A 16,744-nucleotide genomic window follows, 5' to 3' on the forward strand; every position below is an offset into this window, starting at 1 on the left:
GGCTACCTCACCGAGGTCCACCACGTCCAAGCCTGGGCAGCAGGCGGACAGACCAACATCACCGTGCTCATCCTCGCCTGCAAACCCCACCACGACCTGCTCACCACCGGCGGATGGACCATCCGACGACACCACAACGGCAGCGTCGAATGGATACCCCCACCCCACCTGCCCCTGCGCGGCGGAATCAACACCTTCCACCACCTCGAGAAGTTCCCGTTCGAGCAGGACAACTGATGCCGACCGCTCAGCGTGATTTGGGCTTGCGCTTCTCACGCACCCGGACGTTGATCCGGATCGGTGAACCTTCGAACCCGAAGGTTTCCCGCAGCCGGCGTTCCAGGAATCTCCGATACCCGGCCTCCAGGAAGCCGGAGGTGAACAGCACGAAGGTCGGTGGCCGCGCCGTCGCCTGGGTGGCGAACAGGATCCGGGGCTGCCGCCCGCCCCGCACCGGAGGCGGTGTCGCCGCGACAACTTCTTTCAGCCAGGTGTTCAGTTGACCGGTAGAGATACGGGTGTCCCACGACGCCAGGGACGCTTCCATCGCCGGCACCAGCTTCTGCACGGCGCGGCCCGTCTTGGCCGAAATATTCACCCGCGGCGCCCACCGCAGCTGGGCAAGTTCACGGTCGATCTCGCGCTCAAGGACATACCGGCGATCTTCGTCCACCAGATCCCACTTGTTGAAGGCCAAAACCAGAGCGCGACCCGCCTCGATCACCATCGACAGCACCCGCTGGTCCTGTTCGCTGAGCGGTTCTGAGGCATCGATCAGGACGACCACCACTTCGGCGGACTCGATCGCACTGTGGGTGCGCACCGAGGCGTAGAACTCATGTCCACTTGCCTGTCCCACCCGCCGCCGCAACCCGGCGGTGTCCACGAAACGCCAGATTGTGCCGTCGAGTTCGATCAGCGAATCCACCGGATCGACCGTCGTTCCGGCGACGTCGTGGACCACCGACCGCTCGGCGCCGGCGAGTCGATTCAGCAGCGAGCTCTTGCCGACGTTGGGTTTACCCACCAGCGCGACCCGCCGCGGCCCGCCTCGGTGCTGCGCGGTTTCGGACACCTCCGGCAGGGCGGCGACCACGTCGTCAAGCAGATCGGCGACACCGCGGCCGTGGATCGCGCTGATCGGGCGCGGCTCTCCCAAGCCCAGCGACCACAGCGCGGCGGCATCGGACTCGCCCCTCTCGCTGTCGACCTTGTTGGCCGCCAGGAAAACCGGCTTGCCGGATCGCCGCAGGATGCGGGCAGCCTGCTCGTCGCCGGCGGTCGCACCGACGACAGCGTCGACCACAAGGATGACGGCATCGGCGGTCCGCATCGCCTCCGCGGCCTGGTCGGCGACCAGTTGCTGCAGGCCCCTGGCGTTGGGCTCCCAACCGCCGGTGTCCTGCACGACGAATCGCCGCCCGGTCCACGAAGCGTCATAGGACACCCGGTCCCGGGTCACCCCGGGCAGATCCTGGACGACGGCCTCCCGCCGGCCCAGGATCCGGTTGACCAGTGTGGACTTGCCGACATTGGGACGCCCGACGACGGCGACGACCGGCGGCGTGCCGCCCACCTCCGCGGCATCCGCCCAGTCCTGCTCGTCGGCGAGTTCCCACTCGGCCTCATCCGACCAGGTCCCGTCCTGGGTCTCGTCCTGATTCACGGTGTACCCGGCATACCCGCGCACCGCTGCACAAGTTCGCACAGCCGCGCGACCACCTCGGCCTCCGTCATGTCGCCGGTATCGAGGATCACCGCATCGGCGGCGGGACGCAGGGGCGAGGCCTCCCGAGTGGAGTCCAGGTGATCGCGGCGCTGAACATCGGCCAGCACCGTGTCGAAGTCATCGGCAAGACCGGCCGCCTTGTTCTGTTCGTTGCGGCGCTTGGCCCGGGTCTCAGCCGACGCGGTCAAGAAGACCTTCACGTCGGCGTCCGGGAGCACCACCGTGCCGATATCGCGCCCCTCGACCACCACGCTTCCGGGCCCGGCGGCCAGTTCGCGCTGAACACGAACCAGCCGCTCCCGCACCTCGGGCACTGCCGACACCGCGGACACCGCGCGGGTCACGTCGTCGCCGCGGATCTCAACCGACACGTCCTCGCCGGCCAGGGCGGCCTGCTCGACGTCGGGATCGTGACCGACGGTCAGCGGTACGTCGGCGGCTTGGGCGACCGCCGCCGGATCGTCCACATCGACTCCGGCTCGCAGCAGCGCAAGGGTGACGATCCGGTACATCGCACCAGTGTCCAGGTAGCGGGCCCCCAGCGCCCGCGCCAGCCCCTTGGACACCGAGGACTTGCCGGTGCCCGCCGGTCCGTCGACGGCGATGACGACCGGTTTCACAGTCCCACCGCCTGGTACAGCTGCCCGACCTCCTTGCGGGTCAGCGCCCGGATGCTGCCGGGTCGCTGCTCGCCCAGTGAGACCGGCCCGACGTCGGTGCGCACCAGTTCCCGCACCGGAAACCCGGCTGCCGCGAGCAGCCGGCGGACGATCCGGTTGCGGCCCTCGTGCAGCGTCACGCGCACCAGCGTCCGGCCGGGCACCGTATCGACCACCGCGAAATGATCCACCCTGGCCGGACCGTCCTCGAGTTCGATACCGGCGCGCAACATCTTGCCCAGCCCGCGCGGAACCGAACCGTCGACGGTCGCCAGATAAGTCTTGGGCACCTCGAAGGAGGGGTGCATCAACCGGTGCGCCAACTCGCCGTCGTTGGTGAGCAGCAACAGACCCTCGGTGTCGGCGTCGAGCCGACCGACGTGGAAAAGCCTCGCGGAACCTCGCACCCGGTGCTCGACGAGATCCCCCACACACGGACGACCGCGGTCGTCCGCCATCGTCGAGTGCATGCCTCGCGGCTTGTTGATCGCCAGATAGACCATCGACTCGTCGATGACGATTCTGGATCCGTCGACCCGGATCTCGGCCGCGCCCGGGTCCACTCTGGTCCCCAACTCGGTGACCACACGGCCGTCGACTTCGACACGCCCCTCCCGAATCATGCGCTCGGCGTTGCGCCGCGACGCAATTCCGGCCTGGGACAGCACCTTCTGCAGCCGGACGCCATCTTCCACGCCATCGTCCGCGCTATCGTCCGCGCCATCGTCCTCAGCCATCGGCGTCGGCGTCGACATCGAAATTGACCGGCTTCTCGGCGGGGATCCCGGTGAGTTTGGCCAGCCGCGGTTCGATGTCGAGCGTCTCGCTCAGGTCGTCAATCACGTCGATGTCGGGAAGCAGTGGCGCGATGTCGGGCAGCTCCGCCAGCGACGCCAGCCCGAGGCGCTCAAGGAACAACTCCGTAGTCGCGAAGGTGGTGGCCCCGGTGTCGGAGTCGGTACCGGCTTCGGTGATCAATCCCCGGGCGAGCAGGGTGCGGATCACCGCATCCACGTTGACCCCGCGCACCGCGCTGACCCGCGCTCGCGTCACCGGCTGCCGATAGGCCACCACCGCCAGCGTCTCCAGTGCCGCCCGGGTCAGCTTGGAGCGCGCTCCGTCGAGCAGTAACCGCTCGACGTAGGGGGCGTACCGGGCACGGGTGTACATCCGCCATCCCCCACCGGTTTCGCGCAGATCGATCCCGCTGTCCCGCTCCGAGAACTCGGCGGCCAGTCGCGCCAACTGCGCGCTGACCCGGTACACCGGCTGCTCGGTGACCGAGGCCAGCGTCTCCACGCTCACCGGTGTGTCGACCACCAGCAGCAGCGCCTCGAGCACCCTGCCGAGCGCGGCGTCGTCAAGCTCGGCATCGAGGTCGTCGGAGTCACCCGGCACATCCACGTGCGTCATCCCTCGACCTGCTCTTCCCATTCGGTGCGCACCAGATCGGTGTTGAGCAGCCGGTCCCCGGTCCACGCCACCTGCAGCGAACCCAGCGGCTCGGACTGCTCGAAAGCCACCGTCCTGGCCCGGAACAGCTCCAGCAGGGCCAGAAAACGGCCGACGATCTGGATCGGCTCCCGGCAGCCCGCCACCAGTTCGGAGAAGGACACCCACTGCCCGACGCCGTGCTGCTCGAGGACGTCCATCACGCGTTCGGCCTGCTCCTGCACCGACACCCGCGGCGCGTGCAGATGCTCGGTGGCAACCACCGGCACCGGGCGGGGGGTGAACGCAGCCGCGGCGATCTCGGCGAACCGCATGGCGTCGACGCCGATCATCACCTCCGGCAGCAGGTCGGAGAAGCGTTCCTCCAGCGCCACCGCGCGCGGGTAGCTGCGCAGCGCAGCCGCCTCCAACTCCGCGAACATCTCGGCGACGTGCTTGAAGGCCCGGTACTGCAGCAGGCGCGCGAACAACAGGTCGCGCACCTCCAACAACGCCAGGTCGTCCTCGTCGTGCACCTCCCCGGCCGGCAGCAGCCGGGCCGCCTTGAGATCGAGCAGGGTCGCCGCGATCACCAGGAACGCAGTCGTCTCGTCGAGTTCGAGGTCCGGGCCGATCAGCCGGGTATAGGCGATGAACTCGTCGGTCACCGCGTGCAACGCCACCTCGGTCACATCGAGGCGGTGGGCGACGATCAACTGCAGCAGGAGGTCGAAGGGCCCCTCGAAATTGTTCAGCCGTACCCGGAACCCTCGTTCCGGTGCCGCTTCGGCCGTTTCGGTGGTCACTTGCCGAAGCGGTCGATGACCTCGCGGGCCAACGCTCGGTAGGCCTGCGCGCCGGTGGATTTCGGGGCCCAGGAGGTGATGGGTTCGCCGGCCACGCTGGTCTCGGGGAACCTGACGGTGCGCGCGATGACGGTGTCGAAGACCAGGTCGCCGAACCGTTCCAGCACCCGGCTCATCACCTCGCGGGCGTTGACGGTGCGCGAATCGAAGCGGGTGACCACGATCCCGCTGATCGCCAGGCGCGCGTTGAGCCGCTCGCGAACCTTGTCGACGGTGTCGGTGAGCAGTGCGAGCCCGCGCAGGGAGAAGAACTCGCATTCGGTCGGGATGATCACGCCGTCGGAACACGCCAGCGCATTGACGGTGAGCAGCCCCAGCGACGGCTGGCAGTCGATCAGCACGTAGTCGTAGCGGTCCAGCACCGGGCGCAGCGCGCGGGCCAGGGTCTGCTCACGGCCGACCTCGTTGACCAACTGGATCTCGGCGGCCGACAGGTCGATGTTGCTGGGTACGAGGTCCAGACCCGTGACCGAGGTGTGGATCAGCACGTCATCGATGCCCACTCGCGGTTCGATCATCAGGTTGTGCACGGTGTTGGTCAGTTCGTAGTGCGGTACCCCCAGTCCGGCCGACAGCGCGCCCTGCGGATCGAGGTCGACCAGCAGGACCCGGCGGCCGTACTCGGCCAGCGCTGCGCCCAGATTGATCGTGGAGGTGGTCTTGCCGACGCCGCCCTTCTGGTTGCACATCGAGATCACCACGGCCGGTCCGTGCTTGGTGAGCGGCTTGGGTTCGGGGATATGGCGGGCCGGGCGGCCGGTCAGCCCGACGGCTGATTCGTGATCTTCGGTCACCCCACTCCCCCCCGGCGGGCCCACCGATTCGATCGTGGCGTGGCGGACATCGGCGAAAGTGTATCCACCTCCCCCGCCAGCGAGGGTCCGACCCGCCCGATCATGCCCGCGGGTGCGCGCCCGCCCACACCTCGCGCAGCGCGTTGACGGTGACCAGCGTGTAGATCTGGGTGGTCGTTACCGACGCGTGCCCCAGCATCTCCTGGACCACCCGCACGTCCGCGCCGCCGTCGAGCAGGTGGGTGGCGAACGAATGCCGCAGTGTGTGCGGCGACACCGCCGCCGCGATGCCCGCTTTCTCGGCGGCGTCCTGCAGCACCTGCCAGGCGCTTTGCCGGGACAGCCGGCCGCCCCGGGCGTTGAGGAAGATCGCCGGCCCGCCGCGGCCCCGCCGCACCAGATCCGGCCTGCCCCGGACCAGGTAGGCCGCCAGGGCCGTGATCGCCGGACGGCCGACCGGCACCAGGCGCTGCTTGCCGCCCTTGCCGCGCAGGAGCACCGAACGCGCCTCGGTGTCCACGTCGTCGAGGTCGAGGCCGACCGCCTCGGAGATGCGGGCGCCGGTGGAGTAGAGCAGTTCGAGCAGCGCCCGGTTGCGCAGGGTCAGCGGACCGTCAGCCGGCGAGTCCCCACCCGCCCCGTCCAGCAGGGCCAGCACCTCGTCGAGCGACAGGCTCTTGGGCAGCCGGCGGCTGGGGGTCGGCGGTCTGACCGCGCGGGCGACGTCGAGGTCGATGATGCCCTCGGCCGCGGCGAACCGGTGCAGCCCGCGCACCGCGATCAGCGCCCGCGCGGCCGACACCGCCGAGAGCCCGGTCGTCCCGGCCTCGGGGTCACCGCGGCGAAGCGCCATCAGGAACTCGCTGACGTCGCTCTCGGACACCGAGCGCAGGTCGTCGATCCCGCGCAGGGCCAGGTGTTCGGCGTAGCGGCGCAGATCGCGCCGGTAGGAGCTGATCGTGTTGGCGGCCACCCCGCGCTCGATGGCCAGATGGTCGAGGTACCCCTGCAGCTGTGAGCCCAGCACGGCGAACTCGGCGCCGACGGTCATGGCCGCACCTGCCGCGCGAGCAGCGCACGGGGCCGGTCCGGCCAGGGCGCGCCGACGGGCCGGGTGGGCTTGGCGCCGACGACAACCGCGTGCGCGGCCAGCACGCCGGCCGCCGCGGTGGCGTTGACGATCTCGCCGGCCAGCACCATGTCGGCGGCGGCGGCCAGATCCACCCAGTGCACCGTGAGGTCGGCCTCCTCGTTGCTGGCCGGCGGACGCCCGGCCTGCCGTAGTCCGCGGGCGAGGTAGACCCGTACCGACTCGTCGCAGAACCCGGGCGAGAGCGCGACGTCGAGCAGCACCCGCCACGTCTGGGCCACCAGTCCGGTCTCCTCCCGCAACTCGCGGGCGGCCGTCTCGGTGGGGTCCTCGCCCGGCGCGTCGAGCAGGCCGGCGGGCAGTTCCCACAAGCGGTGACCGAGGGCATGCCGGTACTGGAAGACCAGGGCGAGCCGATCGTCGTCGTCGACGGCGGCGACCGCCACCGCGCCGTAGTGCTCGACCACTTCGCGTCGGGCGGTGTGTCCTCCCGGCATCGCGACCTCGTCGGTGCGCAGCGCGAGGATCTTGCCGCGGAAGACGGTTTCGGAGGAGACGGTCCGGAAATCGTGATCAGCCACGGGCGTGTTCCGAGAGCTGACGAACCGAGTCGTCTTCGGAAATCTCCTTGCCGTTGGCGTGTTGTTCGGGAATCTCCACCGGCAGCCGCTCCGCCGCTTTGTAGTCGATCGCCGCGCCGACGAACGCGACGAACAACGGATGCGGGCGCGTGGGTCTGCTCTTGAGCTCCGGGTGGGCCTGGGTGCCGACCAGGAACGGATGCACCTCGCGGGGGTACTCGACGAACTCGACGAGATGCCCGTCCGGTGAGGTCCCGCTGAACCGCAGCCCGCTCTCGGCCACCCGGTCGCGGTAGGCGTTGTTCACCTCGTAGCGGTGCCGGTGGCGCTCGGAGACCTCGGTGGACCCGTACGCCTCGGCCACGATCGATCCCGGCTCCAGCACGGCCGGGTAGGCACCCAGCCGCATCGTTCCGCCCAGATCCGCCGCACCGGCCACGGCGTCGAGCTGGTCGGCCATGGTGGAGATCACCGGATCGGGCGTGGCGGGGTCGAACTCGGCCGAGTTGGCCTCGCTCAGCCCGACCGAGCGTGCCGCCTCGATCACGATGCACTGCAGTCCCAGACACAGACCCAGCACGGGCAGGCCACGGTGGCGGGCGAAGCGGACGGCGCCGATCTTGCCCTCGATCCCGCGGATCCCGAACCCGCCGGGAATCAGCACGCCGTGCACATCGTTGAGCGCCGCCGCGGCCCCGGCGTCGGTCTCGCAGTCGTCAGAAGCCACCCAGCGCATCTCGACCTTCGCGCGGTGGGCGAACCCGCCGGCCCGCAGCGCCTCGGCCACCGAGAGGTAGGCGTCGGAGAGGTCGACGTATTTTCCGACCAGGGCGATGCGCACGGTCTCCTGCGGGTCGTGCACCCGGCGCAGCAGGTCGTCCCAGGTGGTCCAGTCGACGTCGCGGAACGGCAGGTTCAGCCGGCGCACGACGTAGGCGTCGAGTTCCTCGCGGTGCAGCACCTTGGGGATGTCGTAGATCGAGGGCGCGTCCGGGGTGGAGATCACGCCGTCGATGTCGACGTCGCACATCAGCGCGATTTTCTCCTTCAGCGGCTCGGGCACGTCACGATCGCAGCGCAGGATGAGCGCGTCGGGGGTGATGCCGATACTGCGCAGCGCGGCCACCGAGTGCTGGGTCGGCTTGGTCTTCAGCTCGCCCGAGGGGGCCAGGTAGGGAATCAGCGACACGTGCAGGAAGAAGCAGTTCTCCCGGCCGACCTCGTGGCGGACCTGCCGGGCCGCCTCCAGAAACGGCTGCGACTCGATGTCACCGACCGTGCCGCCGACTTCGGTGATCACGACATCGGGGCGCACCCCGTTCGCGTCGGGTTGGGCCATCGCCAGGATGCGGCTCTTGATCTCGTCGGTGATGTGCGGGATGACCTGGACGGTGTCACCCAGGTACTCGCCGCGACGTTCCTTGGCGATCACCGTCGAATACACCTGGCCGGTCGTCACATTCGCCTGCGCCGACAGATTGCGGTCCAGGAAGCGCTCGTAGTGCCCGACGTCGAGGTCGGTCTCGGCGCCATCCTCGGTGACGAACACCTCCCCGTGCTGGAACGGGTTCATGGTGCCGGGGTCGACATTGAGATAGGGGTCGAGCTTCTGCATGGTCACCTGCAGCCCGCGGGCGGTGAGCAGTTGTCCGAGGCTGCTCGCGGTCAGGCCCTTGCCGAGCGAGGAGACCACCCCGCCGGTCACGAAGAGATGCTTGGTGACCGTCTGCGGGTGCTTGCGCAATCCGGGCAAAGGCCACCTCCGTGACGACAGCGCAGGTCCGATCGGACCTGCCGATCCACGGGAGTTCACCCTAACACCGCGCCCGACAGACCGGCGCTGACACGCCAGCGCGCGGGGCTACTGCGGAACGGTGACCGACACCGCACCCGCGCCGACGCCGTACCGGCCCGGCGGAACCCCGGCGATCATGGCCTGCAGGGCCAGCACGGCGGTGATCCGGCCGGATTCGGCTCCGATGTCGTCGACCGTCGTGACCGCCTCGGCGGTGGCGGGCTCGGACCTGGCCACCGCGACCGCCGAGATCCCGGTCGCCGAGCCGTCCCGGCCGGCCAGCACGGTGCCCGCGCCGTGCGGGGCCAGCCCGGCGGCGAACCGGGCCACCGTCAGCCCGCGGTTTCCGGCGTCGGCGGGCAGCGCGCCGCCGGTGATGATCACGGCCGTGTCGGCCGGGCCGAGCTGGCCGCCGGGGTCGTAGGCCACAAAGCCGGTATCGCGCAGCGCGGTCAGCACCGTGGCGCGCGCGTCGTCGTCGACCGGGACGGCCGCCGGAGCGCGGTCGGCGAGCAGGGCGATGCCGATCAGGTCGCCGGCCTGCGTGCCGGGGTCGGTGGCGGCGCCCAGTTGCGCTCCCGCGGGCAGGATCGGCGAGTTCACCACGGAGCTGAGCTTGTCCGCGGAGTCGCCGGCGACGAACTCCTCGGTCAGGGCGATCGTGCCGGAGACCCGGCCGCCGGCCCGGTCGATCAGCCGTGTCGTCGCCTCGACGTCTTCGTCGGCGGCATCGGGAGTCCGGAACAGGACCACCGACTTGCCGGCCAGCGCGTCGCGCACGATCCGGCCGGACATCTGGGCGTCGAACTGGTCTGCCGCGGTGAGCTTGTCCTGCAGCGCGGTCTTCTGATCCTGCAGCGTTCGCACCTCGCCCTGCAGATCGCCCTTGTCCCCGCGCAGGCCGGTGACCATCGTGTCGGAGAACAAGCCGGAGCCGAGGATCATGCCGATCGCCAGCGCGAGGAAGACCGCTGCCAGCGAGATGACGTGATGGCGAAGGCTGATCACGCTAGGTCAGCCAGCTTTGCACCCAGAGCCACGCCCGGCTCCAGTACTCGCTGATCCAGTCGATGACGACCGCATCGGCGCGCGACACCCACAGCACGGCGATGACCGCCAGCAGAACCGCCAGCAGAAGCAGCGCGATGGCGGTTGCCGAGATGTGGCTGCGGTACAGCGTCGCAACGGCTTTGGCGTCGACGAGCTTCTCGCCGACCTTCAGTCGGGTCAGGAATGTCGAGGGATTGCTCTGCTGGCGGGAGCGGTCGAAGAACTCCTCGATGCTCGCGGACTGCCCGGCCGTGACGATCAGCGCGGCACCGTGGTGATCGACCAGCAGCAGCGCCAGGTCGGCAGCCGAGCCGGCGGCCGGGAAGGTCATCGCGCCGATGCCGAGATCCTGGATGCGCTCCAGTCCATCGGCGTGACCGTCGGCGTCGGCGGGAAGCACCACCTGGGCTCCGGCCTTGAGCACGTCGACACTCATCGTGTCGGGATTGCCGACGATCAGTTGCGGCCGGTATCCGCTGGCGCGCAGGATGTCCGCTCCGCCGCCAACGCCCACCAGCACCGGCTGGTACTCCTTGATGAACGGCTTGAGTCCCTTGAGGTCGTTCTCGGCACCGGGACCGTCGGCGACCACCACGACGTGGCGGCGGTAGACGTCGACGTCGATGTTGGGGATGCCGATTCCGTCGATCAGCAGCGGGCTCTCACTGCGGATGAACTCGATGGTGTTGCCGGCGAAGGCCTCGAGGTGTGCCACCAGGCCGGCCTTGGCGTCGTGCATGAGGTCGGCGATCTCCTCGTCGGTGCGCTCCACACCGTCCACCAGCCGGCGGTCACCGGAGTACACCGCACCGTCGTGAAGGCGGATCTTGGCGCCGTCTTTGATCTTCTTGAAGACCTCCGCGCCGGCGTTGTCGATGAGGGTGATGTGGTTGGCGACCAGCACCTCGGGCCCGAGGTTGGGATAGCGCCCGGAGATCGACGGCGAGGCGTTGACCACCCCGGCGATCCCGGCGTCGACGAGCGCGTCGGCGGTGACCCGGTCGAGGTCGAGGACGTCGAGGACGACGATGTCGCCCTGGCCGATGCGGCGCAGCAGCCGGTCGATGTCGCGGTCCACCCGGGCGGTCCCGGTGACGCCCGGTCGGGCACTGGCATTACGCGAGAGCAGCGCTGACATCTTCATAGGGCCGATTTTGTCCATGCGGCACCCCCCAGCCGGGGAGGCGCGCCGTAACAGCAGCCTCAGAAGCCCCTATTTGTAACATCAGCAACAGCTCAGCCGGCCCGTGCGGCCTCCAGCAGTTCACGGGCGTGCGCCCGGGCGCTGTCGGATTCCCCCAGTCCGGCCAGCATGCGGGCCAGTTCGGCCACCCGCCCGGCGTCGTCGAGTCGGCGCACCTCGCCCGCGGCGCCACCGCCTTCGACCACCAGATGGGTGTCGGCGTATGCCGCGACCTGGGGCAGGTGGGTCACCACGATCACCTGGTGGCTGCGTGCCAGCCGGGCCAGCCGCTGCCCGATCCGGACCGCGGCCCGGCCACCCACGCCGGCATCCACCTCGTCGAACACCATGGTCGTGCCCGCCGCCGAAGCCGCCAGCACCACCTCGAGGGCCAGCATCACCCGGGACAACTCGCCGCCGGAGGCGCTCTTGTGCAGCGGCAGCACCTCGGTGTCGCGACGGGCGGCGAAGCCGAACTCGACCAGGTCGACCCCCTCCGAGCCGGCGTGCACGCAGGCGCCCGACGGCATCGGCAGCGGGGCGGAGTCGCCGTCGCGGGCCGCCACGGCGCTCACCGTGGCGGTGAACTCGGCGTCGTCCATCGCCAGCCCGGACAGCTCGGCCGTCACCGCACCGGCGAGGCCGTCCGCCGCCGCGGCCCGGGCGGCCGACAGTTCCGCGGCCGCCGCCGCCGCCTGTTCGGCGAGCGCATCCACGCGGCGCGACAGCCCGCCGAGCGCCTCCTCGGACACGTCGAGTTCGGCCAGCCGGCGTCGCGCCTCCGCGGCCCACCGCAGCACTCCCTCGGTGTCGGCGGCGTATTTACGGGTCAGACCGCGCAGCTGGGCCTGACGCTGCAGTTTGGTGTCCAGCGCGCTGGCGTCGGGGGGCAACTCACCGAGGAAGTCGCCGAGCTCGCGGGCGGTCTCGGCGGCCAGGGCCAGCGCCTCGGCCAGCTGGGCGGCCAGGCCGCGCAACAGCGGATCGGCGGTGGACTCCAGCAGGGCACCGGCGCGGGCGAGAGACTCGGTGGCCGAGGACGATTCGCGCTCGGGGGTCTCGACATCGGCACCGTTGAGCGCGTCGTGCGCCGCGCGCACGGCCTCGCGCACGGCGTCGAGTTCGGAGAGCCGGCGGATCTCGTCGACCAGCGCCCCCTCCTCCCCGGGCGTGGGATCGACCGCGTCGATCTCCGACAGCGCGAACGTCAGCCGGTCGGCCTCCTGCGCCAGTTCGCGGGTCCGCCCGGTGCGGTCGGCGAGGTCTTGGCGGGCCACCAGCCACTCGTCGCGACACTTGCGGTAGCGCTCCAGCAGCGGCCCGACCCCGGCGTAGCGGTCCAGCGCCGCACGTTGCTCGTCGGGGCGCATGAGCCGCAGCTGATCGTTCTGCCCGTGCAGGGTGAGCAGCCCGGCGGTGAAAGCGCTCAGCGACTTCGCCGGGACGCTGCGCCCGCCGAGATAGGCCCGCGAGGGACCCTCGCGGCTGACCGAGCGCAGCGCGATGATGCTGCCGTCGTCGTCACGCTCGGCACCCGAGGAGTCGAGGATCTCGTCGATCCGCGCGGCGCAGGCCGGATCGAGGTCGGCGGTGCTGAACCGGCCCTCCACCACGGCGCGCTCAGCACCCGAGCGCACCCGGGTGGCGTCGGCGCGGGCACCGCCCAGCAGGTGCAGACCGGTGACGACCATCGTCTTGCCGGTGCCCGTCTCGCCGGTCAGCACGGTCAGGCCGCGGTCGAACTCGGCGGTGGCGGCCCCGATCGCTCCCAGCGCCTCGATCCGGATCTCGTCCAGCATCGGTCAGGGCTCGCGCCAACTGGTCACCGGCAGCTGGAATTTGCGCACCAGCCGGTCGGTGAACGGCGCGCTGTCCAATCGCACCCATTTGAGCGGGGTGCGGCATTTGGTCACCTCCAGCCGCCCGCCCGGGGGCACCACCGCTTCGCGGCGGCCGTCGCAGAGCACCACGGCCTCGGGATTGTCGGCTTCGACGTCGATGGTGATCACCGCGTCCGGACTGGTGACCATCGGCCGGGCGAACAGCGCGTGCGCATTGTTGGGCACCACGATGATCGCCTCCAGGTCGGGCCACACCACCGGCCCGCCCGCGGAGAACGCGTACGCCGTGGAGCCGGTCGGGCTGGACACCAGCACCCCGTCGCAGCCGAACGCCGACACCGGCCGGCCGTCGATGGAGACCACGACACCGAGCACGCCCTGGTGCACACCCTTCTCCAGGCTCGCCTCGTTGAGCGCCCAGCCCCGCGACAGCACCTCTCCCCCCGCACTGACCGCGATGTCGAGGGCCATCCGGTGCTCGACCCGGTAGTCGCGGGCGACGACGTGCTCGAGGATGCCGTCGATCGCTTCCGCCTCGGCCTCGGCCAAAAAGCCGATGCGGCCGAGATTGATTCCGAGAACCGGAATCTCGGCGTTGCGGGCCAGTTCCGCGGCGCGCAGGAACGTCCCGTCGCCGCCCAGCACCAGTACCAGTTCGCAACCCTGCGCGGCGCGCTCGTCGCCCTCCACCACCTCGACGGTGGCACCGGTGGCCCGCAGATCATCCGGGTCCAGATGCAGCCGACCGCGGTCGGTGGCCTCGCTGGACAGCAGGCGCAGCCCGATCCCGCTGCCGCCCAGGCCTTTTGCCACCCTGCGCGCGGTCTCGTTGGCCTCCCCGCGCCCGGGGTGCACGACCAGGAGCACCGTCCTCACTGCGGCCCCTCCTCGACAGCCCGGCGCACCGCGGCCTCCAGCGCCTCCCCGACAAGAGCCTCGTCGGGAAGGTCCGGCTGGGCGCGCAACCACAGGAAGTACTCGACGTTGCCCGACGGGCCGGGCAGCACGCTGGCGGTGACACCGACGGTGTACCAACCCAGTTCAGCTCCGCGCCGGGCGACGGCGAGCACCGCGGCACACCGGAGCGCCGGATCGGTCACGACGCCCCCGCGGCCGACCTGCTGCCTGCCGACCTCGAACTGCGGCTTGACCATCGGGACGATGTCGCCCTGCGGCGAGCAACACCGGGTCAGCGCCGGCAGCACGGTGGCCAGCGAGATGAACGACAGATCCGCCACGACGAGATCGACCGGTCCGCCGAGGGTCTCCGGTGTCAGCTCGCGCACGTTGGTGCGCTCGACGACCCGGACCCGAGGGTCCGAGCGCAGCGGCCAGGCCAGCTGCCCGTAGCCCACGTCCACCGCCACGACCTCCGCGGCCCCGCGGTCCAGCAGCACCTGGGTGAACCCACCGGTCGAGGCTCCGGCGTCCAGACACCGACGCCCGCACGGGTCGATGCCGAAGGCCTCCAGCGCGCCGAGGAGTTTGTGCGCACCGCGTGACACCCACGTCCGCGCAGCGGCGCCCTGGTCGTCCTTGACCGCGAGCGCAGCGCCGACCGCCACCGCGGTGGCCGGCTTGGCGGCGGGCATGCCGTCGATGGTGACCCGCCCGGCGCCGATCAGCTCGGCCGCCTGCTGTCGCGAGCGCGCCAGGCCGCGACGGACCAGTTCGGCGTCGACCCGGGCACGCCGCGTCATGCGCCGCTCAGCCCTTCTCGACCGATTCCAGCGCATCCACCAGGATCTGATGCGCTTCCTCGAGCCGGGTCGCGACCGCGTCGATGTCCACCGCGGGCTGCGGGGGCGCCTCGGGATCCTGGGGATCCTGGAGATCCCGGAGATTGAAGTCCGGCAGGTCGGCCAGGACGGCGTCGACCTGGGCGCGGATCTGGTGCGGATCGTTCACAGCGATCACGCTAGCCGATCGGGCCGTCGGGCACCGACCAGCGTTGCAGCGCGGCGCGGGCCGTTTCGTCCCCGGCCCGCACCGTCAGATCGGGCCGGCCGGAATCCCACACCGCCCGGGCGAGCGCCCGGATCGCCGAGAGTCCGTCTGCTCCGGGATCTACTCCAGGATCCTGCCCGGTCGAGGTGAGGACCACCGCGTCGGGACCGATGGCGGTCCGCCACGCCGGGTGCGGGCCGATCACCGAGTGCGCCGGGTCGTCGAGCAACGCCCGTAGGTCGGCGGACAGATAGGTGGGCCGCCGGGCGGCACCGGCGCGCAGGACCTCGGCCGCGGTGCCGACCCCGGTGAGCACCATCAGGCTGGGTAACCCGGCGGCGATCGCCCCGGCGATGTCGGTGTCCAGCCGGTCCCCCACCACCAGCGGTGTCCGGAAGCCACCCCGGGCCAGCGCATCCTGCATCAGCGCCGGACCCGGTTTGCCGGCCACGAGCGGCTCGGCACCGGTGGCCGCACGCAGGGCGGCCACCATCGCTCCGTTGCCGGGCAGCAGCCCGCGCTCGGTGGGCAGGGTGACGTCGAGGTTCGCGGTCACCCACAGCGCACCCGCCCGGATGGCCAGCGTCGCCTCGGCCAAGTCCGACCAGCAGATCGTCATCGACAAGCCCTGCACGACTGCCGCCGGCCGCTCGTCGAACGCCCGCACCGGCCGCAGCCCGACCGCGGTGACTTCGGCGGCCAGCGCGTCGGTCCCCACGACGAGCACCCTCGCGCCGGCGAGAAGCCGCTCGGCCAGCATCCGCGCGGCGCTCTGCGCGCTGGTCACCACATCGGCACCGGTCGCGGTGAAGCCGAGCGCGCACAGGTGAGCGGCGACCTCGTCGGCCGACCGGGATGCGTTGTTGGTGACGAAGAGCGCGCGGCCCTCCACGTTCTCCAAGGTCTGCACCGCCCCGGGGGTGGGCGAATGCCCGCGGAACACCGTGCCGTCGAGATCCAGGAGCAGACAGTCATGCAGCGCTGCAAGGGTTTTCATGTCACGCCAACTCACTGAGGCGTTCCTCGGCGTCGGTGACGCCGTCGAGGTCGGCGGCGGCGGCACGGACGAACCACTGCAGCGCCTCGTCGGTGCGGCCCAGCGCCAGGAGCACCTCGGCGTAGGCGTAGCACAACCGCGCGGCGGTGGATCCGGTAGCCGACGGGTCCGGCGGCGGACTGGACAGCACCGCAAGCGCCTGCTCGAAGTTGCCCAGATCCGCGCGTGCGCCGGCGGCCACGATCCGCATCTCGTCGGCGTCGTCGCCGGTGAGCCTGGCCGCTTCGGGACTGCGGGCCAGCTCGATGGCCCGCTCCGGGCGTCCGACACCGCGTTCGCAGTCCGCGATCAGCGGCAGCAGTTCGGATTTGGAGCCCATCCGCCGGGCGGCCCGGAACTCCGACAGCGCCTGCGCCCAGTCACCGCAGCGGTAGGCGGCGACGGCCACCGCCTCCCGGATCGCCGCGATGCGCCCCGACCGGTGACGGGCGGCCCGGGCGTGGGCCAGGGCGGCCTCGGGATCCTCGTCGAGCAGATCGCCGGCGGCCACCAGATGGCGGGCCACGGTGTCGGCGGTCGCGCGGTCGAGGGTGGACAGTTCCGCCCGGATCTCCGGGGCGAGTCGCTTGGCCTCGATCGTCGGCGGAATAGTGGGGTGCCCGGCAGGGCCCGGCGGGGCGGCGTCGTCGACCATCGGCTAACAGGATAGGCGCGGTCAGGCCCGGGGGCGCGGGCGTTCGACGCCGGCGACGTTGCGCTTGCCGCGCCGCAGCACCAGCCA

18 protein-coding genes are annotated in these 16,744 nt (G+C 70.9%); 1 reads left to right on the forward strand and 17 read right to left on the reverse strand.

Features of this window, described 5'->3' with window-relative positions:
• The coding region (locus tag ACKOB8_RS14510) for an HNH endonuclease signature motif containing protein (protein ID WP_526378448.1) at positions 1-237 on the forward strand (237 nt) is incomplete at its 5' end.
• Between the two features lie 10 nt (positions 238-247).
• Here the strand turns inward: ACKOB8_RS14510 and der are convergent.
• The 17 genes from der to ACKOB8_RS14595 form a co-directional block, all read right to left on the reverse strand.
• On the reverse strand, positions 248-1,666 hold the full coding sequence (gene der / locus ACKOB8_RS14515) for a ribosome biogenesis GTPase Der (protein WP_526378450.1): 1,419 nt from the start codon (positions 1,664-1,666) through the stop codon (positions 248-250).
• Complete coding sequence (cmk, locus tag ACKOB8_RS14520; RefSeq protein ID WP_526378452.1) at positions 1,663-2,349, reverse strand: (d)CMP kinase; 687 nt, start codon at positions 2,347-2,349, stop codon at positions 1,663-1,665. Before cmk ends, der begins: the two co-directional genes overlap by 4 nt.
• A complete protein-coding gene (locus ACKOB8_RS14525) occupies positions 2,346-3,125 on the reverse strand; it encodes a pseudouridine synthase (RefSeq protein WP_526378454.1) in 780 nt (259 codons plus the stop codon). The genes cmk and ACKOB8_RS14525 overlap by 4 nt, the downstream gene beginning before the upstream one ends.
• Positions 3,118-3,801, reverse strand: a complete 684-nt coding sequence (gene scpB, locus ACKOB8_RS14530) for an SMC-Scp complex subunit ScpB (RefSeq protein WP_526378456.1) — start codon at positions 3,799-3,801, stop codon at positions 3,118-3,120. Before scpB ends, ACKOB8_RS14525 begins: the two co-directional genes overlap by 8 nt.
• Positions 3,798-4,625, reverse strand: a complete 828-nt coding sequence (locus ACKOB8_RS14535) for a segregation/condensation protein A (protein ID WP_526378458.1) — start codon at positions 4,623-4,625, stop codon at positions 3,798-3,800. The genes scpB and ACKOB8_RS14535 overlap by 4 nt, the downstream gene beginning before the upstream one ends.
• The gene (locus tag ACKOB8_RS14540) at positions 4,622-5,479 is read right to left on the reverse strand and encodes a ParA family protein (protein WP_526378460.1); all 858 of its coding nucleotides are present in this window, start codon (positions 5,477-5,479) and stop codon (positions 4,622-4,624) included. The genes ACKOB8_RS14535 and ACKOB8_RS14540 overlap by 4 nt, the downstream gene beginning before the upstream one ends.
• Positions 5,480-5,579: 100 nt before the next feature.
• Positions 5,580-6,530, reverse strand: a complete 951-nt coding sequence (gene xerD, locus ACKOB8_RS14545) for a site-specific tyrosine recombinase XerD (RefSeq protein WP_526378462.1) — start codon at positions 6,528-6,530, stop codon at positions 5,580-5,582.
• Positions 6,527-7,150 (reverse strand): NUDIX domain-containing protein, encoded by a 624-nt coding sequence (locus ACKOB8_RS14550; protein ID WP_526378464.1) that lies wholly within the window; start codon positions 7,148-7,150, stop codon positions 6,527-6,529. The genes xerD and ACKOB8_RS14550 overlap by 4 nt, the downstream gene beginning before the upstream one ends.
• On the reverse strand, positions 7,143-8,894 hold the full coding sequence (pyrG, locus tag ACKOB8_RS14555) for a CTP synthase (protein WP_526378482.1): 1,752 nt from the start codon (positions 8,892-8,894) through the stop codon (positions 7,143-7,145). The genes ACKOB8_RS14550 and pyrG overlap by 8 nt, the downstream gene beginning before the upstream one ends.
• 117 nt (positions 8,895-9,011) lie before the next feature.
• Positions 9,012-9,953 carry a copper transporter gene (locus tag ACKOB8_RS14560; protein WP_526378466.1) on the reverse strand — a complete coding sequence of 314 codons (942 nt, stop codon included), beginning with the start codon at positions 9,951-9,953 and terminating at the stop codon, positions 9,012-9,014.
• Between the two features lies 1 nt (position 9,954).
• Complete coding sequence (gene steA / locus ACKOB8_RS14565) at positions 9,955-11,139, reverse strand: putative cytokinetic ring protein SteA (protein ID WP_526378468.1); 1,185 nt, start codon at positions 11,137-11,139, stop codon at positions 9,955-9,957.
• Between the two features lie 92 nt (positions 11,140-11,231).
• Positions 11,232-12,977, reverse strand: coding sequence for a DNA repair protein RecN (recN, locus tag ACKOB8_RS14570; RefSeq protein ID WP_526378470.1), 1,746 nt, complete (start codon positions 12,975-12,977; stop codon positions 11,232-11,234).
• A gap of 3 nt (positions 12,978-12,980) precedes the next feature.
• Entirely contained in the window at positions 12,981-13,895 is a 915-nt protein-coding gene (locus tag ACKOB8_RS14575) for an NAD kinase (protein ID WP_526378472.1), read from the reverse strand.
• Positions 13,892-14,719 carry a TlyA family RNA methyltransferase gene (locus ACKOB8_RS14580; RefSeq protein WP_526378474.1) on the reverse strand — a complete coding sequence of 276 codons (828 nt, stop codon included), beginning with the start codon at positions 14,717-14,719 and terminating at the stop codon, positions 13,892-13,894. The genes ACKOB8_RS14575 and ACKOB8_RS14580 overlap by 4 nt, the downstream gene beginning before the upstream one ends.
• 7 nt (positions 14,720-14,726) lie before the next feature.
• Complete coding sequence (locus ACKOB8_RS14585; RefSeq protein ID WP_526378476.1) at positions 14,727-14,927, reverse strand: hypothetical protein; 201 nt, start codon at positions 14,925-14,927, stop codon at positions 14,727-14,729.
• Positions 14,928-14,937: 10 nt separating this feature from the next.
• Positions 14,938-15,963, reverse strand: a complete 1,026-nt coding sequence (locus ACKOB8_RS14590) for an HAD-IIA family hydrolase (protein WP_526378478.1) — start codon at positions 15,961-15,963, stop codon at positions 14,938-14,940.
• Between the two features lies 1 nt (position 15,964).
• Positions 15,965-16,657: a hypothetical protein gene (locus ACKOB8_RS14595; protein WP_526378480.1), complete on the reverse strand. Its 693-nt coding sequence runs from the start codon at positions 16,655-16,657 to the stop codon at positions 15,965-15,967.
• Positions 16,658-16,744: the final 87 nt, after the last annotated feature.

This window comes from Mycobacterium sp. (assembly GCF_046091765.1).
Taxonomy (GTDB): Bacteria; Actinomycetota; Actinomycetes; order Mycobacteriales; family Mycobacteriaceae; genus Mycobacterium.

What these genes read in the sequence shown, in the direction of transcription:
- ACKOB8_RS14525 (WP_526378454.1), bottom strand. Translation starts at nt 3,125, where the DNA reads ATGGCTGAGGACGATGGCGCGGACGATAGCGCGGACGATGGCGTGGAA.
- ACKOB8_RS14590 (WP_526378478.1), bottom strand. Translation starts at nt 15,963, where the DNA reads ATGAAAACCCTTGCAGCGCTGCATGACTGTCTGCTCCTGGATCTCGAC.
- xerD (WP_526378462.1), bottom strand. Translation starts at nt 6,530, where the DNA reads ATGACCGTCGGCGCCGAGTTCGCCGTGCTGGGCTCACAGCTGCAGGGG.
- steA (WP_526378468.1), bottom strand. Translation starts at nt 11,139, where the DNA reads ATGAAGATGTCAGCGCTGCTCTCGCGTAATGCCAGTGCCCGACCGGGC.
- scpB (WP_526378456.1), bottom strand. Translation starts at nt 3,801, where the DNA reads ATGACGCACGTGGATGTGCCGGGTGACTCCGACGACCTCGATGCCGAG.
- recN (WP_526378470.1), bottom strand. Translation starts at nt 12,977, where the DNA reads ATGCTGGACGAGATCCGGATCGAGGCGCTGGGAGCGATCGGGGCCGCC.
- ACKOB8_RS14595 (WP_526378480.1), bottom strand. Translation starts at nt 16,657, where the DNA reads ATGGTCGACGACGCCGCCCCGCCGGGCCCTGCCGGGCACCCCACTATT.
- ACKOB8_RS14580 (WP_526378474.1), bottom strand. Translation starts at nt 14,719, where the DNA reads ATGACGCGGCGTGCCCGGGTCGACGCCGAACTGGTCCGTCGCGGCCTG.